Origin of the sequence: Mucilaginibacter sp. (assembly GCF_025359345.1) — a bacterium.
Classification (GTDB): Bacteria; Bacteroidota; Bacteroidia; order Sphingobacteriales; family Sphingobacteriaceae; genus Mucilaginibacter.
Window position 1 is genome coordinate 336,158 of record NZ_JANYGQ010000038.1, and the last position, 19,004, is coordinate 355,161.

The window sequence follows — 19,004 nt, forward strand, 5'->3', positions numbered from 1 at the left end:
TTGACTCTTGACTCTTTTACCTATGAAGTTCAGAACTGCCAGGCATACTAAAGACTTGAACCGTATTATCGATTTTTACGGCCGGGTTTTGGGCTTAAAAGTTTTAGGTGAGTTCAAAAACCACGAAAATTATGACGGGGTATTTTTGGGCCCGGAAAGAGCCGACTGGCACCTGGAGTTCACCACCTCCAACGTTGCGCCGGCGCACTACCCGGATAACGACGACCTGCTTGTTTTTTATGCTGAATCGGTTGAGGAATTTTACCGGATAAAGGAGCGGTTCATTGCAAACCGTGTACACACGGTTACGCCTAAAAATCCATATTGGAAAAATAACGGTATCACCTTTGTCGATCCCGATGGCTTCCGGATCGTGATTTCGGTATTGCGGATAGTTCCAAAAAATCAGTTAAATAAAAAGTCCTAAGTCAAGAGTCTTTAGTCAAAAGTTTGAGGGCTAAAAACAATTCTGCCAAATTCCTATTGTGCTATTAAACACACCTCACCATGAACAGGACTATCGGAATTGTATTAATTATTATCGGCGCCGCTATGCTGATATGGACGGGCTTTAGCTATACCAAAAAAGAAAAGGTTGTTGACGCCGGCCCGCTGCAAATATCTGTTAATAAACAAAAAACCGTTAACTGGCCGCCATATTTGGGCGGCATATTGTTAATTGGGGGGATTGTGGTTGTGGCAACGGCGAAGAAAACGTAAGAAGAGGAAAGCTTAAAGTCCAAAGCAGAAAGCAATAAAGAAGAAAAGCTTTTTGCTTTAGTCTTTTTGCTTTCAGCTACTTTACTCCTACATTCGTACCCATGGCATTTGATTTCCGCCTAAAGGTATTTTACACTGTTGCAACCAGGCTAAGCTTTACCAAAGCTGCGGCCGAATTGTTTATTACCCAGCCCGCTGTTACCAAACATATTAAGGAGCTTGAACAGCAATTGAACGTACAACTTTTTCTGCGCAATGGCAGTAGCATAGTATTAACAACGGCCGGTAAAATACTGCTGCAGTATGCCGAAAAAATATTTCAAACCTACACCGAGCTGGAAACGGAGCTGGCCCAGCTAAATAAAATGGAAGCCGGTACGCTGCATATTGGCGCTAGCACCACCGTTGCACAAACCATATTGCCCAAAATACTGGCATTGTTTAAAAAGACTTACCCGGAGGTAAATTTCACCTTTATACAGGGCAATACCGATGTAATAACCCAGCTGGTTTTAGCTGAAAAGATTGATATTGCCATAGTAGAAGGCGCGGCCCATTATCCGCAAATTGCCTATGCCCCATTTGCCAAAGACGAGATTGTATTGGTGACACGCGCCAACAACCAGTTATCAAAAAAAGCCGAAATAAGTCCCAAACAATTATTAAACATTCCATTGATACTTCGCGAGGCTGGCTCAGGTACGTTGGATATTATCTTCAATGCCTTAAACGATGCTGGTATCAACCCAAAAGACTTACAGGTTGAGATACGGCTGGAGAGCAGCATCGCCATAAAACAGTACCTGCTGTATTCTGAAACGGCTACGTTTTTGTCGATACAATCTGTTATCAGTGAATTAAAATATAACGAATTGAGCATTATTGAGATCAAGGGACTCGAGATTTTCCGCACGTTCCAGTTTATACAACTGCATGGTAAAAATTCAAAGCTGATTGATTTATTTAAGCGGTTTTGTTTAACGACGTATAATTTGAAGGCATAGCCTTTGTCATTCTTCGCTCTCGCTCGGAATGACAAAAACGGATACCGGGCCACATAACTTAAAGTAATCGCTAATTACTATTAATCATTAGTCTACGGTTATAATAACAGCGACCTTTAGCCATTATTTCAATGGTACTTTTATGGAACTTATAACTACTGATATTTGCATTATAGGCGCGGGCCCGGTTGGTTTATTCGCTGTTTTTGAAACCGGTTTATTAAAAATGCGTTGCCATTTAATTGATGTGCTGCCACAAGTGGGTGGCCAGCTTTCTGAAATATATCCGCAAAAACCTATTTACGATATACCCGGCTTCCCAACCATTAACGCCCAGCAACTGGTTGATGGCCTGATGGAACAAATTGAACCGTTTAAACCCACCTTCTCATTAGGCGAACGCGTTAACGAATTACAACAACTGGAAGACGGCACTTTCGTAACCACCACCAGCGACGGTACTATAGTTTACAGCAAAGTAGTGGTAATTGCCGGCGGCCTTGGCTGTTTTGAGCCCCGCAAACCCGCTATCGACCATTTGGAGGAGTTTGAAGGTAAGGGTGTTGCGTATATGGTGAAAAATCCCGAAGCCTACCGTGGCCGCAAAGTAGTACTGGCAGGTGGTGGCGACTCTGCTTTAGACTGGACTATCTTTTTGGCTGATATTGCCGAAGAAATTACCCTCATTCACCGCGGTGATACTTTCCGTGGGGCTCCGGACAGTGCCGAAAAGGTATTTGAATTAGCCAAACAAGGTCGCATTAACTTGGTATTGCAAGCCCACATAAAAGCTATTAACGGCAACGGGCATTTGCAGGAGGTGGAGATAGTCGATCGTGAAAATCAAATATCGACCATAGCCGCCGACCATTTGATACCGCTATTTGGCCTTACACCAAAACTTGGCCCAATTGCCGAATGGGGGCTGAATGTAGACAAATCGGCCATAATGGTTGATACGCTGGATTACAGCACTAATGTAAAAGGCGTTTATGCTATTGGCGATATTAATATTTATCCCGGTAAATTAAAGCTGATTCTATGTGGTTTCCATGAAGCCGCACTGATGGCCCAAAGCGCCTTCAAACAGGTTTATCCCGACCAGAAACTGAGTTTTAAATATACCACCGTGTATGGGGTGACTGCGTTTTAAGATCGTAGAGACGCAATATTTTGCGTCTCCCGTAGGACAGGCTGATGGTACTGCCTGCCCGCGGAAAATTGTACACCCGGATCATTTAAGACGCAGAGCGTTGCGTCTCTACAAAGTAAGAACATGATTAATTTAACAATTGAAGACAGGGACGGCACCCGCCGCCCGGTTGAAATACCCGAAGACATAAGCCTGAGCCTGATGGAGGTGCTAAAAGCAACCGACCACCACATTTTGGCTACCTGCGGCGGTATGGCCCTTTGCGCCACCTGCCACGTGCAGGTTGTGGAAGGTCCGGAAAAATATTTTCATCCATCCGACCAGGAACTTGATCTGCTGGATACACTACCCGATGCATCATTTGACAGCCGCCTGGCCTGCCAGTTGCGCATTAATGAAGATATGGATGGGATGGTATTCAGGATTAGGGGGGAGGAATAAGCCCTGGCGGTGTATTATCTTATATGGGTAATAATATCCTGCAGTCCTTCCGGGTTATTTTTATTTACTTCTATACGCCCCAGCCTTCCATAAACAAACGATTTAAAGAGGTCGTTTGCTTCCGGTAAATCGTTTTGGGCTTTTTGCCTGGCATTAAACATTAAAGCCGCCGGAGTGCGGATCAATCCGAAAGGTATACCCCACCATCCTAATAAGGCTGTTTTTACCATCGCATTATTATTCTGCTTGTTAAGGCAACGCGGGCAGGCAATTTTTACTTCCTTGCTTTGATGAGTGAAAACGATAAAGCTCATCACGTTCGAAACAATGGTGGCATTCAGCTTTTCCCCGGTACTCCCGCAAATCGGGCAAGGCAGGTTGCGCAAAGTTTCTACATGGCCCGCAAGCTCTTCCGCATTTACTTCTTTAGTTAGTATATCGGCTTTTGCGGCATCAGTTGTGAGGCCGCGCCGGGCTATTTCCTGTTTCAGTAATTCTAAAGCGTCCGGCCTTAACCTTGCGGCTTCTTCGCTGGCTATTCGCAATAATTTTTTATCATCGAACTGCTCGTAGTTTTTGCGTAGTTGCTCAAGATTGGGTATCATTTGGCTGTATATATAGATTTGCTTTCGGGACCAAAAGTAGATAAATACTTATAAACTAAAGGGTGTCAAAAACTTAACCGCCAAAATAATTTGCAATCCCGATAAATTGATATACTTTTAATATCAATCAAACAACGTATATTATTATGGCTAAGGAAGTAAGCAAAATTGCCGACAAAATAAGCCAGGTGCAAACCACGCTTGCCGTAATCAACGGCAAATGGAAGCTGCCTATTTTATTGTCGATGTATTCCGGCGTATCCCGCTTCCGGGATTTGCAGCGTAATATTCCCAATATTACCACCCGCGTACTTTCAAAAGAGCTAAAAGATTTAGAGGCAAGTAAGCTTGTCCTTCGTATTGTACATGATACCCATCCCGTATCTATCGAATATAAACTCACCACCTATAGTTTTACCCTTACCCCCGTAGTCGACGAAATGATAAAATGGGGCAAACAGCATAGTAAAGGAAATTTGTAATTTTGGTTTACATTTTTCTATTCTGATTATGTTTCAAAAATTACGCACGATACCGAAGCCGCTGGAGGGTGAATTTCCGCCGTACGCCATAATGTATATGAAGTTAATCCCGGATGACGGGCTGGTTTTACAACATTTATGGGATAATTTCGTCGCGGCAAAAGAATTAATATACAGCTTGCCGGAGAAAATGCTTTACCATCGTTATGCCGAAGATAAATGGAGCATTAAGGAAACGCTTGTACATATTGTCGACGATGAGCGCATATTTGCTTACCGCGCCCTGCGCTTTGCCCGTAACGAGCAAAATAACCTTATCGGTTTCGATCAGGATAGCTACGCCATTTACTCCCAGGCCAATGAGCGCGATCTGGATGATATTTTTGAAGAATATGAATTGGTGCGCAAATCAACCATCGCACTTTTCAACGGCCTGCCCGAAGATTCGTTTATGCGGATTGGAAAAGGTACAGGCACCGCCAATAATGCCAGCGTACGCGCCCTGGCGTACCATATAGCCGGGCATGAGCAGCACCATATTAATTTAATAAAGGACAAGTACATACCCTCGTTTGAACCGGGATTACAGGATTAGAAGTATGGAGGTTGGATTGAGCCTTTAACTTGGTTTTTTGAACTACACCTAATACTGGCAAAGTATTAAATTAACAAAATGTTCATGCAATTTTAAAGTGTTTTTGTTGTTCTAAAAATGTATTATCTTCATTTTTAGAAACGATTTATGTCGCAACAACTCATGAAAAAAGTATACCTGCTGATTTTTACAGCCCTTATTACCATTGCCACCGTACAGGCTCAAACTGGTTGGGTTAATTACAAATTCGATAATAAACTGTCTGTTAAACTTCCTGTACAGCCGCAAAAATATGGTCAAAATAGTCAAAAGGCTTCAACCAAAGACAGTACGGTCTGCATTGTTTCGCTGGTAGATTTAAAAGCGACAATGCAAATGGACTCGGCTGCTGTTGCTGCGTTATTACCCACTGCCGATTTTGCAGCCGGGATAAAAGCCAGCATGTTTGGCCAAATGCCAGGCTATGTTATGGGCGAAGTTAAGGTGGACAAATGGAATGGCAACTACAGCTATACTATTGAAGGCGGCAATGCTTCAAAAAAATTAAAGACCTACACCTTTATGGTCGTCATCGGCACTAACCTATATGCCTTGAATTGCCTGGTGCCCGAAGGCAACACGACGAAAGACAAAGACAATTTCTTTACATCATTGAAACTTAATTAGCGTGTAGCGAATTAAAATCCGTTGTTACAATATGGGTCGAGTCGATACTAAATTTCCACGGTGCAAAAAATCTTAGAATCTAGCCAATCCAAAAAATCTTAGTTAAATCTTCGTTTTTATTTGCATTTATATAAGCACTTATATAAATTGCGCCATGAATTTATATCAAAGTCTCGGTTACCTGGTTTTGGGCAGCAGGTTACGCCGCTTAAGCGAGGGTTTCCTGGCCGAAATCAACCGGGCTTACAAAAATGAGGGGATTGATTTTGATGCCAGTTGGTTCCCGGTTTTTTATTTATTGTCGAAGAACGAATCGCTTTCGATAAAGGAATTAAGCGAACAAACTGAAGTATCGCACCCGGCAGCCAGCCAGCTAATAACCAATTTAAAAAACCGGAAACTGGTTACCAGCGTCACCAGTGCCGACGACGGCAGGCGGCAAATGGTGCAGCTAACCGATAGTGGCCGAACTCTACTTGCGCAGATACTGCCAGTTTGGGATGCCATACTATTAACTATGGAAGATGTGATTAACAACGACCCTGCGTGTATGCATTTATTACCAAGCATCGGCGCGCTGGAAAACGCTTTTAAAAACGTAAACCTGGCCGACAGGATAAGCGATAAACTGAATATTAATGCCGGAGCCAATGAATGAAATATTTAACTATGGCAGCAGCCATTTAACCATAGGCACTTGCCTTGATATTGCAGCCGGAAAAGTGAAAGGCGTAATTGACAGCGATGCAGCTGCAAAAATACAGGCATCATGGCGCGAGGTTGAAAAGATAGTGCATGCGCAGCTCCCGGTTTATGGCATCAATACCGGCTTCGGCCCGCTATGTGACACCCGCATTTCGGAAGCGGACACCTCATTATTGCAAAGCAATTTGTTAAAAAGCCATAGTGTGGGGGTTGGTAATCCTATCCCGCAGGAAATTGCAAAACTGATGCTGATTACCAAAGTTCAGGCATTAGCGCAGGGATTCTCTGGCATCGCGTTGGCAACGCTGGAACGCATTATATGGCATATCGACAATGATATTATCCCGGTAGTGCCTGAGAAAGGTTCGGTTGGCGCTTCGGGTGATTTAGCCCCGCTTGCCCACTTGTTTTTACCATTGCTTGGTTTCGGCGAGGTTTATGAAAACGGTGAACGCTTGCCAGCCGCGAAAGTACTGGCAAAGCATGATTTACAACCTTTGGCTTTAGGCCCAAAAGAAGGACTGGCATTAATAAACGGCACACAATTTATCCTGGCATTTGCTATAAAGGCCGTACAGCGATTGGACGATGCTTTAAACCGTGCAGATGTGATAGGCGCCATGTCGCTTGAAGGGATGATGGGCTCTGCAAGGCCATTTGACGAGCGGCTGCACCAGCTTCGGCCTTATAAAGGCACAAAACTGGTTGCCAAACGGCTGGAGACTTTGTTAAAAGATTCCGAGATCTGTAACTCCCATGCAAACTGTGATCGTGTGCAGGATCCTTACTCATTACGTTGCATGCCGCAGGTTCATGGCGCATCGCGCAATGCCTGGCTGCATTTAAAGGAACTGACCGAAATTGAATTAAACTCTGTAACTGATAATCCCATAGTTTTTAATGCCGATGATACCATTAGCGGGGGCAACTTTCACGGGCAGCCTTTAGCCATGGTGCTTGATTATGCAACCGTTGCAGCCGCAGAATTAGGCAACATAGCCGACCGCCGCTGTTATTTAATGAGCGAGGGCCGGTATGGCTTGCCAAAATTATTAACCAATAATGCCGGCTTAAACTCTGGCCTGATGATACCGCAGTACACCACAGCGGCATTGGTTACCGAAAATAAAACCCTTTGTTTCCCGGCCAGTGCGGATAGCGTGCCGACCTCACTTGGGCAGGAGGACCATGTTTCCATGGGCTCTATCAGCAGCCGGAAACTGCACCAGGTGATAGATAACCTGGAATACATACAGGCCATCGAGTTGCTGTATGCTGCACAGGCTATGGATTTCAGGCGGCCACTAAAATCAACACCGGTTGTGGAAGCGTGCCACGCGCTTGTGCGCGAAAATGTGCCGCATATTGGCGATGACCGTATTTTTGCCGACGATATAAATGCTTTGCACCAACTGGTTACCAACGGAGCATTCCTAACCACAATTAACAATACAGCTACAGCTCACAATATAAACTGGAACGATGACGAATTCAGAATTTATTAAAACCTACGCCAGTCACCCGGTGTACAAAGCACCGCGCGGCATGCAGTTGCATGCTAAAAGCTGGCAAACCGAGGCACCCTTGCGCATGTTGCTCAACAACCTCGACGGGCAGGTTGCCGAAAACCCCGACGAACTGGTGGTTTACGGTGGCATAGGCCAGGCAGCCCGTAACCCGGAAGCATTGCGTAAAATTATTGAGTTGTTGCTTGAACTGGACGAGCACCATTCGTTACTGGTACAATCGGGCAAGCCGGTGGGGATCATCCGCAGTCACCCCGAAGCACCGCGTGTGCTGATTGCCAATAGCAATTTGGTGCCGGCCTGGGCAAATTGGGAGCATTTTAACGAATTACGCGCTAAAGGTTTGATGATGTACGGGCAAATGACGGCCGGTAGTTGGATTTATATTGGCACACAAGGCATTTTGCAGGGTACTTACGAAACATTTGTTGAAGCAGGTCGCCAGCATTTTAATAATGATTTAACCGGCAAGCTGATAGTTAGCGCTGGCCTTGGCGGGATGGGTGGCGCTCAGCCATTGGCGGCAACCATGGCAGGTGCTGTATTTTTAGGTGCTGATGTAGACGAAACCCGCATACAAAAACGCCTTGATAGTCAGTACATCGATAAGATGACGCATAGCTACGAGGAAGCCATCAAGTGGGTAAAGGATGCTATGGCGAAAGGCGAAACGTTATCGGTTGGCCTGGTTAGCGATGCCGGCGATATGCTGGAACATTTGCTGAAGGATAATTTTATCCCCGATATGCTCACCGACCAAACATCGGCACACGACCCATTGAATGGCTATATCCCCAATGGGCTTTCGCTAACACTGGCTTCAGTTTTACGCAAAACAGACCCGGTGGAATATAAACGACTATCGTTAGCCAGCATGGCACGCCATGTTGGTCTGATGTTGCAGTTGCAAAAACGCGGGGCCATTACTTTTGATTACGGCAACAACCTGCGCGAGTTTGCACGACAGGGCGGTGAAGGCGATGCCTTTAACTTCCCCGGTTTTACACCGGCTTATATTCGTCCGCTTTTTTGTGAAGGCAAAGGGCCGTTCAGGTGGGTGGCCCTTTCCGGCGATCTGGAAGATATTTTTACTACCGATCGTGCACTGATGGAGCTTTTCCCGGATGATAAACCGTTGGCCAAATGGCTCACCAATGCAAAAGAAAAAATATCGTTCCAGGGCTTGCCCGCACGTATTTGCTGGCTGGGCATGGGCGACAGGGAAAAAGCAGGGCTTTTGTTTAACAAACTGGTAAAAACGGGCAAAGTAAAAGGCCCGATAGTAATTGGCCGCGACCATTTGGACTGCGGCTCGGTGGCATCGCCAAACCGTGAAACAGAATCGATGAAAGATGGCTCAGATGCTGTGTCGGACTGGCCTTTGTTAAACCTGATGGCCAACACTGCCGGTGGCGCGACCTGGGTATCATTCCATCATGGTGGCGGCGTAGGCATGGGTTATTCGCAGCACGCAGGTATGGTTGTTTTAGCCGATGGAACAGACAGGGCCGCAACGTGCTTGAGCAGGGTATTGTATAACGACCCTGCTATGGGTATTTTCCGTCATGCCGATGCGGGATATGATAAAGCGAAGGAATGGGCGGAAAGGTTTGATTTGAAGGTGTGGTAGGGAGGAAGTTCGAAAGATGCTTCACCACGCGTCATTGCGAGGAACGAAGCAACCTCTACGCAGGACATTCACGGAACCTGAATATTATAGTGACCTTGAAGCCGCTTTTTGGTCACCACAAAGTTTTTTGTACTTTGATTAGCATGTGCAGAGGTTGCTTCGTTCCTCGCAATGACGATATGTAGAAATTTAGTATAAAACAAATGAAAACACTCCACGGTCCATTCACCCAAATACTGCCCTTAACGGGCATGCCCTTAAAAGGCACGCTAACGGATGACCAACTGCAGGTAATAACCAGCGGCGGGATAGTGGTTGAAGATGAATTGATATTGTCCGTTGGGAATTTTGAAACCTTGCGTAAAAACAACCCATCGGCACAAATAAAAGAGATTGAAACCGAGGCAGTGCTGTTACCCGGCTTTGTAGATTGCCACACGCATATTTGTTTTGCAGGCAGCAGGGCAAAGGATTACGCCATGCGCATACAGGGCAAAACCTATTTGGAAATTGCCAAAGCAGGCGGCGGCATTTGGGATTCGGTAACGCAAACCCGCGCAGCAGATGAGGCAACATTAAAAGATTCATTATTAAAAAGAATTGAGCGCCATTTGGCCGAAGGCGTTACCACCATCGAAGTAAAAAGCGGTTACGGATTATCGGTTGAACATGAGTTGAAACAGCTGCGGGTTATCCAAGCGGCATCAACCCAAACAAAAGCAAGCATTGTGGCCACCTGCTTGGCTGCACATATGGTACCTAAAGATTTTTCCGGCAGCCAAACCGAATATTTGCAGCATGTATTAAACGATTTGCTGCCCATTATCAAAAAAGAAAACCTGGGAAAACGTGTTGATATTTTTATTGAGGAGAGCGCTTTTAATGCCGACAATGCAAGCGTCTACCTAAACAAAGCCAAACAAATGGGCTTTGACATAACCGTACACGCCGACCAGTTTACCACGAGCGGCAGCAGGGTTGCGGTAAATGTTGGCGCAGTATCCGCCGACCACCTAGAGGCCAGCGGGTATAACGAAATAAAACTGCTGGCGGCATCGAATACCGTGGCCGTAACTTTGCCCGGTGCATCGCTCGGTTTGGGAATGCAATATGCCCCGGCGCGTAAATTATTGGATGCCGGCGCCTGCCTTGCCCTTGCCAGCGACTGGAATCCTGGCTCGGCGCCGATGGGCGATTTGCTGATGCAAGCGGCTGTGATGAGCGCTGCCGAAAAATTGAGCACTGCCGAAGTATTTGCAGGGCTGACCTACCGCGCAGCAAAAGCTTTAAATTTAACCGACCGCGGAGTATTAACGACTGGCATGCGGGCAGATATGCAGGCATACCCGGTTAATGACTACCGGGAGATATTGTATCAGCAAGGCAAACTAAAACCGCTGATTAATTTGATTAAATGATTGCGCTGATTTTTAAAACATCTAACTAAAATATAAAAAACTAATCTCTGACCTCTAATCTCTAATCTCCATGCAGCTCATTGAATGCGTTCCAAATTTTTCCGAAGGCGTAAACCTTGATATTATCAAACAGATTACTGACGAAGTAGAATCCGTCGAGGGTGTGCGGCTGTTGAATGTCGACCCGGGTAAAGCTACCAATCGCACAGTAGTAACTTTTGTTGGCGAGCCGGGCCGGGTTATCGAGGCCGCTTTTTTGGCGATAAAAAAAGCCGGCGAGTTGATTGACATGAGCAAACACAAAGGCGAGCACCCGCGTATGGGCGCCACGGATGTTTGTCCGCTGATACCGATTGCCAATATCAGCATGGAAGAAACTGCGGAATATGCAAAGCAGTTGGCCAAACGTGTTGGTGAAGAGTTGGGTATCCCCGCATATTTATATGAATATGCACAGGCCGATAAAAAGCGGAATAATCTTTCGTTAATCCGCGCAGGCGAGTATGAAGGTTTTTTTAAGAAGATAAAGCTGCCCGAATGGAAACCTGATTTTGGTCCCCAGGAATTTGATGCCAAACGCGGGGCAACGGTTATCGGCGCACGCGACTTTTTGATTGCCTACAATGTGAATTTGAATACTACCAGCACCCGCAGGGCAAACTCCATCGCATTTGATGTGCGTGAGGCTGGCCGGGTTATGCGCGAGGGCGATCCTATAAACGGCAAAATAATTAATGATGAAAATGGGAAGCCGAAATCAATTCCCGGGTCATTAAAATCGGTAAAGGCTATTGGCTGGTATATAGAGGAGTATGGCATCGCCCAAATCTCCATGAACCTTACCAATATCGAGGTTACCCCGTTGCACAAAGCATTCGACGAGGTATGTACCAAAGCGGCGGAACGCGGTATGCGAGTGACCGGCAGTGAATTGGTGGGACTGGTTCCGTTAAAGGCAATGCTTGATGCCGGAAAATATTTCCTGCTTAAGCAGCAGCGTTCGGTTGGGGTGAGCGAAAAAGAGCTGGTAAAAATTGCTATTAAATCGATGGGATTGTCGGAGCTGTCACCTTTCATCCCTGAGGAAAGAATTATTGAATATTTACTGAAAGATAAGGCATCATCTAAACTGGCGTCAATGACGTTGATTGATTTTGCCGACGAAACGGCGAGCGAAAGCCCGGCCCCGGGTGGTGGATCTATATCTGCGTACATGGGTGCATTGGGCGCGGCACTCGCAACTATGGTGGCCAACCTGTCATCGCACAAAAAAGGTTGGGACGACCGTTGGGAAGAATTCAGCAACTGGGCCGAAAAAGGACAGCAATACAAAGATGAGTTGGTGCGCCTTGTTGATGAAGATACAGCCGCTTTCAATAAAATAATGGAGGCCTTCGGTTTGCCAAAAGGTAATGATGACGAAAAAGCTGCGCGCGATAAAGCCATACAGGACGCCACCCGCTACGCCATTGAGATTCCGTTTAAAGTAATGCAGGCAGCCTACGGAAGCTTATCAGTAATCAAAGCCATGGCCGAAACCGGCAACCCAAATTCAGTTACCGATGCAGGGGTAGCCGCCCTTTGTGCCCGTAGCGCAGTTATCGGCGCATTTATGAATGTGAAGATAAATGCTTCGGGATATAAAGACAAAACGTTTGTAAACGATGTTATTGCTAAGGGTAACGAGCTTGAACAGAAGGCGATGAAACTGGAGGGTGAGATTATTGAGCTGGTGAACAGTAAAATAGTTTGATAACCACGCTCTGCCCTTTTTATTACTATAAAGCGGGGAGAGCGTGGTTAACCTGCGGTTAGGCAGTGGTGGGATGTTTCCGGGGCAATCTTTTTACCACAATAAATACAATCCCCAATCCGGCCAAAATACTTCCCAGTTCCGCTAAATAATCGCCGTGCAATACATAAAAAGTAAGGTCGGAATTTAGGTTGATGTTTTGTTTGATGGCGGTTCTCGTCCACCATTTGGTGTGCTGCACCAGGTCGCCGCGCTGGTTAATGAATGCTGAAATACCGGTATTTGCCGAACGGCATACCCAGCGGCGGGTTTCGATGGCCCGAAGCTTGGCGTAATCAAGGTGCTGATCCTTACCTGTTGTGTTTTCCCACCATCCGTCGTTGGTGATGATAGCGATAAACTGGGCACCTTTGTGTACAGACGTGCCAATCCATTCTCCCCAAATTGAATCAAAACAAACAGCGGGAGCCACGCCGATGCCGCTTTGCGAATAAAATACGGAGGGTTCGTCCTGGCGTCCGTAGCTGCCGGTTGCACCGCCCAGTTGTGCAAATACTGGTTTCATGAACGATAACGCATCGCCAAATGGCATAGCTTCGACTCCGGGAACCAGCTTCGATTTGTGATAAAACTGCACCTTTGCCGAGTTTTCGATATTTACTGCCGAGTTAAAGTTTTGGTAATACAGGTGCGATTGCTCATCGTAATTTTCATTCCCGGTAATTGGTTTGTTATACAGCTTAAAGGTTTCGGCGCCGGTGATAAGGTTCCCGTTTTTGAATTTGTTTAAAAATCGCTGTGCGTTTAAAAAATAGCCGTTGCTGCGTATGGCGTCCTCATTAAACGGGTCGACTATTGCTGTTTCGGGCCATATAAAAAACTCGGTGTTGTGCTGGCCTATGGAATCGGACAGGTGGGTTAGTATACCTAATTGTTGTATAGCCGGCATGGTGCTCTCTTTGGCATACGGATCAATATTCGGTTGCACGACAACAACGTTCGAAGGGTTTACTTGTTCATGATAACTGTTATAGCGATAAAGCGAAACACTTACCGGAACAACAAGCAATATAACAAAAGCCGAAATCAATCGTAGTTTTAACTTTTTATCCGCTGCCTCTTTTAAACCTATGTAAATTAAAAACAGCAGTACGTTTAATGCCAATATCCAAATGGTGCCACCATATACGCCTGTGTATTCATACCATTGCACCATTTGATGCGATACTGCAAAGCCATTTCCCAGTGTCATCCATGGGAAGGCCAGGGCCCAGGTTTGGTTGAGGTATTCGTAAGCAACCCAAAAGCAAACCAACCCTGTAAGCGCAATGCCCCGGCTGCTCACCACCCGTAACCGGTAATAAAGCCATACGGCAAATGCCATTAACAACGGCCCCAAAGAGTAGGGGATAAACGACACCGGCAACGCAGCAAACCCCGCATCCTTTTTAATTGCATTGTAAACCCAGTATACTGATGCCGTGTTCCAAACGAAACAGCCTAGGAAAGCAGTACCGAAAATTTTCTTACCTTTCTTTTTATAGTCCGAATTAATGATGTTTTCAATGGCAATCAGCATCGGCACAAAACCAACAAACAGCAGGAAAGTGGTGTAAGGGATTGGTGGCCACGCCAGCCAAAGCAGTAAACCTGATGCGATTGTGAGAAGGATGTTTTTTTTCATTTAGTACTCTATATTATATCAACGTCATTGCGAGGAACGAAGCAATCTCTACGTATGCTAATCAATGAAGCAAAAGCTTTGTGGTGACCTGTCAGCCGCATTTAGGTACCCACAAACATTAAGGTTCGTGACTGTCCTTTGTAGAGGTTGCTTCGTTCCTCTCAATGACGTGTGTTTTGGTTTCTTATCAATTTTTCCCCGCCACACATATCACAAATTCCCCTTTAACCGGGTGCGTTTCAAAATAAGTTTTTACTTCGGCAACGGTGCCCCTAACTGTTTCTTCGAACATTTTTGTGAGCTCGCGCGATACAGATAACTGCCTGTCGGCGCCAAAATAAGTGGCCATCTCGTCGAGTGTTTTTAACAAACGGTGCGGCGATTCGTATAGTATAATGGTACGGTCTTCAGTGGCTAAGGTTTTATACCTGGTTTGTCGCCCCTTTTTCAACGGTAAAAAGCCTTCGAAACAAAAGCGGTCGGTAGGGAAGCCGGAATTTACCAGCGCGGGCACAAACGCCGTTGCACCGGGCAGGCATTCAACAGCAATATCGTTTTTTAAAGCCTCGCGTACCAGGTAAAAACCCGGGTCGGATATGGCGGGAGTGCCTGCATCAGATATCAGTGCAATGTTTTTCCCCTCCTTTAAAAATTTTACGATCTCGTTGGATGACTGGTGCTCGTTATGCTGATGGTGCGAAAATACCTTTTGGTGAATATCAAAATGCTTTAGCAGCGGCGCCGATGTGCGCGTGTCTTCCGCCAAAATCAAATCAACTTCCTTCAAAATACGGATAGCCCTGAAGGTAATATCCTCGAGGTTGCCGATAGGGGTGGGGACTAAGTATAGTTTTCCAGTGGAGTTCATGTTTTTTTGGTCCATAGACCATGGACAATAGACTATAGCCATTAGTTTTCTCAGAGGTTGCTGTCCGCAATCTCAAATTACTATGGACTATCGACTATTGACTATGGACTTATTTATATCTTTGCCTAAAAAATAAAATAATGCTGCAAGTTAGTTATATCCGCGATAACAGGGAACAGGTTTTGGAACGTTTGGCTGTAAAAAATTTTAAACAGCCAGAATTGGTTGACGAGGTGATTGCATTAGACAATGAAAGACGGTCGACTCAAACTACCCTGGATAATACTTCCGCCGAGGCCAATACTGCAGCAAAGCAAATTGGCGAGTTGATGCGCACAGGTAAAAAGGATGAAGCAGAAGGACTGAAAGCAAAAACAGGCGCCTGGAAAGAAGACATAAAAAAGCTTGGGGAACAACTATCAGCTATAGAAGAAGACCTTTACCAAAAGCTGGTACTGCTGCCCAACCTGCCGCACAGTTCGGTACCTAAGGGCCTAACGCCGGAGGAAAACGAAGTTGTATTGCAAAACGGAGCAAAGCCTGAATTACCCGAAAATGCCCTGCCGCATTGGGAGCTGGCTGCAAAATATAACCTGATTGACTTTGAACTGGGTGTTAAAATAACCGGTGCCGGTTTCCCGGTATACAAAAACAAGGGTGCCAAATTGCAGCGTGCTTTAATTAATTACTTTATTGACGAGGCTGAAAAAGCAGGTTACAGCGAAGTAAGCGTACCGTTAATGGTGAACGAAGCATCAGGGTTTGGTACCGGGCAGTTGCCGGATAAGGAAGGGCAAATGTATTATGTAACCGAGGATAAGCTATTCCTGATACCTACTGCGGAGGTGCCTATCACCAATATGTACCGGGATGTGATTTTAAAGGGAGAGGATTTGCCGATGAAAAACTGCGGACATACTCCATGTTTCCGCCGCGAGGCCGGTTCTTATGGTGCCCATGTGCGGGGCTTAAACCGTTTGCACCAATTTGATAAAATAGAAATTGTGCAGGTAGCACATCCTGATAAATCATATGAAACACTGGAACAGATGAGCCTGCATGTTCAGGGTTTGTTGCAAAATCTGGGTCTGCCTTATCGCGTGCTGCGGTTATGTGGTGGCGATATGGGTTTTGCTTCGGCTTTAACTTATGATATGGAGACCTGGAGCGCGGCGCAACAACGCTGGTTGGAGGTATCGTCTGTTTCGAATTTTGAAAGTTTCCAAAGTAACCGTTTGAAACTTCGTTTCCGTAATGCTGAAGGAAAAACGCAATTGGCACATACACTTAACGGCAGCGCATTGGCTCTACCACGTATTGTGGCAACGTTGCTAGAAAATAACCAAACTGAAAGAGGTATTAAAATACCAGAAGTGTTGGTGCCTTATACAAAGTTTGAGTGGATAGATTAGGTTTAGAGAATAAAGGTTTGTGATTAGAGATTAGGAGGAACGGCCGCTTGAATGGGGGGAGATAGCAATATTTTGTAGAGACGCAATTTTTGCGTCTCTCGCTGAAAGGGAACAATGTCGTACGTAAATTGTGCCGAACCGGCTTGCGCTATTAGTGCGTAGCGCTAATTACCCATTTTACAATGGAAGCATCGATTACCGAGTTAAAGGTGCTTAACAATGATTTACTTTTTGCGTTTTCCGTAAGCTGTTCGCGATAAATCAAGTGGTCGACCCCCAACACTTTCAAAAAGCTGTCGGTTTTTTCGTTAGCCGAGTTTTTGAAACAGCAGATTTTTATCTTATTGTAAAACTTATTCGTTTTTAACCGGCGTAAGATTTTTTCAAGATCCTTACCTATAAAGTCATAATCAAATACAATTACGTCAGGACTTTGTTCATAGATTGATGGAAACACGCTGCTGGTTGCAGTAACGTGCCTTACATTGGTATAATCAGCCAGTAGCTGATTAGGGAAAATCTCAGGTGCAACCAATAGTACCTTTTTGAAGCGTGTACGGATCATGCTCGGAATAAATTAGGGTCTATAAATATAAATTGTAAAATTCACATTGTCAAGTGATTAATGGCAGCTGCCAGGCACTTGAAGTGGGGTGTATTTTCTACAATTTCACCTTAAAAACTCTAAAAATAAGAGGATATTGATTGATGTTAATTAAAAGTTAATTAATTACACTGTTGATGGAGTTTTCGCAAACAAAAAGATGTTGATAAAGTGCATTGTAATATGAATATTACAACTTTTAGGAATACTTTATTTCTCTGGTTTTTGATTTTCTTATCAAATGGCTTGCAATTTTATAAAAATTGCAACATGGCTTGGGTAACATTCCGGAGAATATTAAATTAATATTCTCCGGACGTTAAATTACTTGTTAACAATTTCGAAGACTGCATTGATCTGAAAACTTAGTTTTATTGTTTTAAAGTCAATATCTGATTCAGCGGGTGCTGCGTTTGCCATCAGTGCCTTGTTTGCATACATCATTGGCCGGGGTGCCTGGTAATTGCCATTGTCAACCTCGGTAATGCTGATAGCGTCGCCAACCTTGTCATTAATGCTTGCCAATAAATAGCCTGCTTTTTCCTTCGCAGCCAGCAGTGCCTGTATTTTTAATTCCTTTTTCAGGTCGGTCATTTTTGAATAGTCGAAGCTCTCGATATTGGTAGATTGAATGCCCTTAGGGTCAACCTTGTTTAATATCTGGTTATACTTATTCAAATCGTGAAACTTGATAAGGTATTGTTTGCTTGCCAAAAAGTCGGGTGTTTTTTTCTTGTTCCAGGTATTGTTCCATGCCGAAACACTATTGACGGTGAAATCCTCTTTGGGAATTCCCGCTTCCTTTACTGCGCTTTCCAATTGGCTCTCCAGCTGATCAATAGTAATTTTTTTCTTACCGTCGAGGTATTCCTGTAGCGAGATAGAAACATTAATAATGTCGGGAGTAACCTCTTTTTCGGCGATGCCGCTTACTTCAATTTTACGGCGTAAATCAACCGCCTGTGCAAATGTGCTGCCGGTAATTGCTACCAGCGCTATTAAAATGAATAATTTTTTCATGGTTGTTATTTTATAAGTAGACAATAATTGCAAAGGTAGGTTTAAAGTCGGAAAGTTAGTAAAGACCGAAAAGTCCGGAAAGACGGAAATTGGAAAAGGCTGTACCAAGATTTAGGGGGTCTGAAAGCGATGTCTGTTATACGATCAGTGCTTTGGCCTGCGCTACGGGTAAGATAAATAGCCGACCAAAAAAATCTTTTAGTCTATCAAAAAAACTGGTTTGTAGGGCTGGTTTTATTATTTCCTTTACGGGGTTAGTCTGGTCGGTATTGTCATCGTTACCAGGCATAAAGTAATTTTCAATCAGTACTATTTCGCGAATGGTAGGGTCGCGATTTACGATGTCGTCAAGTTCAGTAAGCTCATTAAAAGTGGCTTTGCCATCTCTTTGCCTTTTTATTAAAATTTCGTAGCGCTCCTGTAAAAAGGTGCGGCGTATCAGGGGTTTACGATGGCTCATATCAAATATTATTTACTAAATAATATTGCTCAAACTGCGTGCCGTAGTTTTAACTTATTGATTTGTAAGTTTTTATGCTGATATTAACCGTTCGCCTGCACTATTCTGATACAGTACAATGTTCGTTTCCGGGCGGAAACAGGCTGAGAAATAATGATGATTTTCGCATATCGAACGTAAAATATTGAAATTCATTGTGTTGAAGCGAAAATATTTATGCTGAACCATGTATGCTGCCTTTAAACGTAACATGTATGC

Annotated in this window: 20 protein-coding genes; 14 read left to right on the plus strand and 6 right to left on the minus strand. The window is 44.7% G+C overall.

Annotation, left to right across the window (positions count from 1 at the left end):
* Positions 1–22: 22 nt before the first annotated feature.
* The 5 genes from Q0R52_RS29140 to Q0R52_RS29160 all read left to right on the plus strand — a co-directional run bounded on the left by Q0R52_RS29140 (position 23) and on the right by Q0R52_RS29160 (position 3,318).
* Positions 23–427 (plus strand): VOC family protein, encoded by a 405-nt coding sequence (locus Q0R52_RS29140; protein WP_295802073.1) that lies wholly within the window; start codon positions 23–25, stop codon positions 425–427.
* A gap of 80 nt (positions 428–507) precedes the next feature.
* Positions 508–720: a hypothetical protein gene (locus Q0R52_RS29145; protein WP_295802074.1), complete on the plus strand. Its 213-nt coding sequence runs from the start codon at positions 508–510 to the stop codon at positions 718–720.
* Between the two features lie 101 nt (positions 721–821).
* Positions 822–1,724 carry a LysR substrate-binding domain-containing protein gene (locus Q0R52_RS29150; protein WP_295802075.1) on the plus strand — a complete coding sequence of 301 codons (903 nt, stop codon included), beginning with the start codon at positions 822–824 and terminating at the stop codon, positions 1,722–1,724.
* Positions 1,725–1,866: 142 nt separating this feature from the next.
* Entirely contained in the window at positions 1,867–2,877 is a 1,011-nt protein-coding gene (locus Q0R52_RS29155; protein WP_295802077.1) for an NAD(P)/FAD-dependent oxidoreductase, read from the plus strand.
* Between the two features lie 123 nt (positions 2,878–3,000).
* Positions 3,001–3,318, plus strand: a complete 318-nt coding sequence (locus tag Q0R52_RS29160; protein WP_295802079.1) for a 2Fe-2S iron-sulfur cluster-binding protein — start codon at positions 3,001–3,003, stop codon at positions 3,316–3,318.
* Between the two features lie 14 nt (positions 3,319–3,332).
* On the opposite strand, the gene Q0R52_RS29165 is transcribed toward Q0R52_RS29160, so the two are convergent.
* Positions 3,333–3,923 (minus strand): hypothetical protein, encoded by a 591-nt coding sequence (locus Q0R52_RS29165; RefSeq protein WP_295802081.1) that lies wholly within the window; start codon positions 3,921–3,923, stop codon positions 3,333–3,335.
* 146 nt (positions 3,924–4,069) lie between these two features.
* Between Q0R52_RS29165 and Q0R52_RS29170 the strand changes: the two genes are divergently transcribed.
* The 8 genes from Q0R52_RS29170 to ftcD all read left to right on the plus strand — a co-directional run bounded on the left by Q0R52_RS29170 (position 4,070) and on the right by ftcD (position 12,698).
* Positions 4,070–4,405 (plus strand): helix-turn-helix domain-containing protein, encoded by a 336-nt coding sequence (locus Q0R52_RS29170; RefSeq protein WP_295802083.1) that lies wholly within the window; start codon positions 4,070–4,072, stop codon positions 4,403–4,405.
* A 28-nt stretch (positions 4,406–4,433) separates the two neighbouring features.
* Positions 4,434–5,000: a DinB family protein gene (locus Q0R52_RS29175; protein WP_295802085.1), complete on the plus strand. Its 567-nt coding sequence runs from the start codon at positions 4,434–4,436 to the stop codon at positions 4,998–5,000.
* A 162-nt stretch (positions 5,001–5,162) separates the two neighbouring features.
* Positions 5,163–5,666 (plus strand): hypothetical protein, encoded by a 504-nt coding sequence (locus tag Q0R52_RS29180; protein ID WP_295802087.1) that lies wholly within the window; start codon positions 5,163–5,165, stop codon positions 5,664–5,666.
* Positions 5,667–5,820: 154 nt separating this feature from the next.
* Positions 5,821–6,324 carry a helix-turn-helix domain-containing protein gene (locus Q0R52_RS29185; RefSeq protein WP_295802090.1) on the plus strand — a complete coding sequence of 168 codons (504 nt, stop codon included), beginning with the start codon at positions 5,821–5,823 and terminating at the stop codon, positions 6,322–6,324.
* Positions 6,317–7,876 (plus strand): histidine ammonia-lyase, encoded by a 1,560-nt coding sequence (gene hutH / locus Q0R52_RS29190; RefSeq protein ID WP_295802092.1) that lies wholly within the window; start codon positions 6,317–6,319, stop codon positions 7,874–7,876. The genes Q0R52_RS29185 and hutH overlap by 8 nt, the downstream gene beginning before the upstream one ends.
* On the plus strand, positions 7,854–9,527 hold the full coding sequence (gene hutU / locus Q0R52_RS29195; protein ID WP_295802094.1) for a urocanate hydratase: 1,674 nt from the start codon (positions 7,854–7,856) through the stop codon (positions 9,525–9,527). The genes hutH and hutU overlap by 23 nt, the downstream gene beginning before the upstream one ends.
* A gap of 203 nt (positions 9,528–9,730) precedes the next feature.
* Positions 9,731–10,945 (plus strand): imidazolonepropionase, encoded by a 1,215-nt coding sequence (gene hutI, locus Q0R52_RS29200; RefSeq protein WP_295802095.1) that lies wholly within the window; start codon positions 9,731–9,733, stop codon positions 10,943–10,945.
* A gap of 70 nt (positions 10,946–11,015) precedes the next feature.
* Positions 11,016–12,698 (plus strand): glutamate formimidoyltransferase, encoded by a 1,683-nt coding sequence (gene ftcD / locus Q0R52_RS29205; protein ID WP_295802097.1) that lies wholly within the window; start codon positions 11,016–11,018, stop codon positions 12,696–12,698.
* Positions 12,699–12,756: 58 nt separating this feature from the next.
* Here ftcD and lnt read toward each other — a convergent pair whose 3' ends face one another.
* Together lnt and rsmI are read right to left on the minus strand one after the other, a co-directional pair.
* Complete coding sequence (lnt, locus tag Q0R52_RS29210; protein ID WP_295802099.1) at positions 12,757–14,382, minus strand: apolipoprotein N-acyltransferase; 1,626 nt, start codon at positions 14,380–14,382, stop codon at positions 12,757–12,759.
* A 187-nt stretch (positions 14,383–14,569) separates the two neighbouring features.
* Complete coding sequence (rsmI, locus tag Q0R52_RS29215) at positions 14,570–15,250, minus strand: 16S rRNA (cytidine(1402)-2'-O)-methyltransferase (protein WP_295802100.1); 681 nt, start codon at positions 15,248–15,250, stop codon at positions 14,570–14,572.
* Between the two features lie 140 nt (positions 15,251–15,390).
* Between rsmI and serS the strand changes: the two genes are divergently transcribed.
* Positions 15,391–16,662 (plus strand): serine--tRNA ligase, encoded by a 1,272-nt coding sequence (gene serS / locus Q0R52_RS29220; protein ID WP_295802104.1) that lies wholly within the window; start codon positions 15,391–15,393, stop codon positions 16,660–16,662.
* Positions 16,663–16,813: 151 nt separating this feature from the next.
* Here serS and Q0R52_RS29225 read toward each other — a convergent pair whose 3' ends face one another.
* The 3 genes from Q0R52_RS29225 to Q0R52_RS29235 all read right to left on the minus strand — a co-directional run bounded on the left by Q0R52_RS29225 (position 16,814) and on the right by Q0R52_RS29235 (position 18,746).
* The gene (locus tag Q0R52_RS29225; protein WP_252788799.1) at positions 16,814–17,227 is read right to left on the minus strand and encodes a hypothetical protein; all 414 of its coding nucleotides are present in this window, start codon (positions 17,225–17,227) and stop codon (positions 16,814–16,816) included.
* Positions 17,228–17,590: 363 nt separating this feature from the next.
* On the minus strand, positions 17,591–18,286 hold the full coding sequence (locus tag Q0R52_RS29230) for an SIMPL domain-containing protein (RefSeq protein WP_295802107.1): 696 nt from the start codon (positions 18,284–18,286) through the stop codon (positions 17,591–17,593).
* A 136-nt stretch (positions 18,287–18,422) separates the two neighbouring features.
* On the minus strand, positions 18,423–18,746 hold the full coding sequence (locus Q0R52_RS29235) for a hypothetical protein (RefSeq protein WP_295802109.1): 324 nt from the start codon (positions 18,744–18,746) through the stop codon (positions 18,423–18,425).
* Positions 18,747–19,004 lie beyond the last annotated feature (258 nt).

Coding starts and splice junctions, on each gene's coding strand:
- rsmI (WP_295802100.1), bottom strand. CDS start 15,250: ATGAACTCCACTGGAAAACTATACTTAGTCCCCACCCCTATCGGCAAC.
- hutU (WP_295802094.1), top strand. CDS start 7,854: ATGACGAATTCAGAATTTATTAAAACCTACGCCAGTCACCCGGTGTAC.
- lnt (WP_295802099.1), bottom strand. CDS start 14,382: ATGAAAAAAAACATCCTTCTCACAATCGCATCAGGTTTACTGCTTTGG.
- Q0R52_RS29150 (WP_295802075.1), top strand. CDS start 822: ATGGCATTTGATTTCCGCCTAAAGGTATTTTACACTGTTGCAACCAGG.
- Q0R52_RS29175 (WP_295802085.1), top strand. CDS start 4,434: ATGTTTCAAAAATTACGCACGATACCGAAGCCGCTGGAGGGTGAATTT.
- Q0R52_RS29225 (WP_252788799.1), bottom strand. CDS start 17,227: ATGATCCGTACACGCTTCAAAAAGGTACTATTGGTTGCACCTGAGATT.
- Q0R52_RS29185 (WP_295802090.1), top strand. CDS start 5,821: ATGAATTTATATCAAAGTCTCGGTTACCTGGTTTTGGGCAGCAGGTTA.
- Q0R52_RS29230 (WP_295802107.1), bottom strand. CDS start 18,286: ATGAAAAAATTATTCATTTTAATAGCGCTGGTAGCAATTACCGGCAGC.
- Q0R52_RS29170 (WP_295802083.1), top strand. CDS start 4,070: ATGGCTAAGGAAGTAAGCAAAATTGCCGACAAAATAAGCCAGGTGCAA.
- Q0R52_RS29140 (WP_295802073.1), top strand. CDS start 23: ATGAAGTTCAGAACTGCCAGGCATACTAAAGACTTGAACCGTATTATC.
- hutI (WP_295802095.1), top strand. CDS start 9,731: ATGAAAACACTCCACGGTCCATTCACCCAAATACTGCCCTTAACGGGC.
- hutH (WP_295802092.1), top strand. CDS start 6,317: ATGAATGAAATATTTAACTATGGCAGCAGCCATTTAACCATAGGCACT.
- Q0R52_RS29160 (WP_295802079.1), top strand. CDS start 3,001: ATGATTAATTTAACAATTGAAGACAGGGACGGCACCCGCCGCCCGGTT.
- ftcD (WP_295802097.1), top strand. CDS start 11,016: ATGCAGCTCATTGAATGCGTTCCAAATTTTTCCGAAGGCGTAAACCTT.
- Q0R52_RS29235 (WP_295802109.1), bottom strand. CDS start 18,746: ATGAGCCATCGTAAACCCCTGATACGCCGCACCTTTTTACAGGAGCGC.
- Q0R52_RS29155 (WP_295802077.1), top strand. CDS start 1,867: ATGGAACTTATAACTACTGATATTTGCATTATAGGCGCGGGCCCGGTT.
- Q0R52_RS29145 (WP_295802074.1), top strand. CDS start 508: ATGAACAGGACTATCGGAATTGTATTAATTATTATCGGCGCCGCTATG.
- Q0R52_RS29180 (WP_295802087.1), top strand. CDS start 5,163: ATGAAAAAAGTATACCTGCTGATTTTTACAGCCCTTATTACCATTGCC.
- Q0R52_RS29165 (WP_295802081.1), bottom strand. CDS start 3,923: ATGATACCCAATCTTGAGCAACTACGCAAAAACTACGAGCAGTTCGAT.
- serS (WP_295802104.1), top strand. CDS start 15,391: ATGCTGCAAGTTAGTTATATCCGCGATAACAGGGAACAGGTTTTGGAA.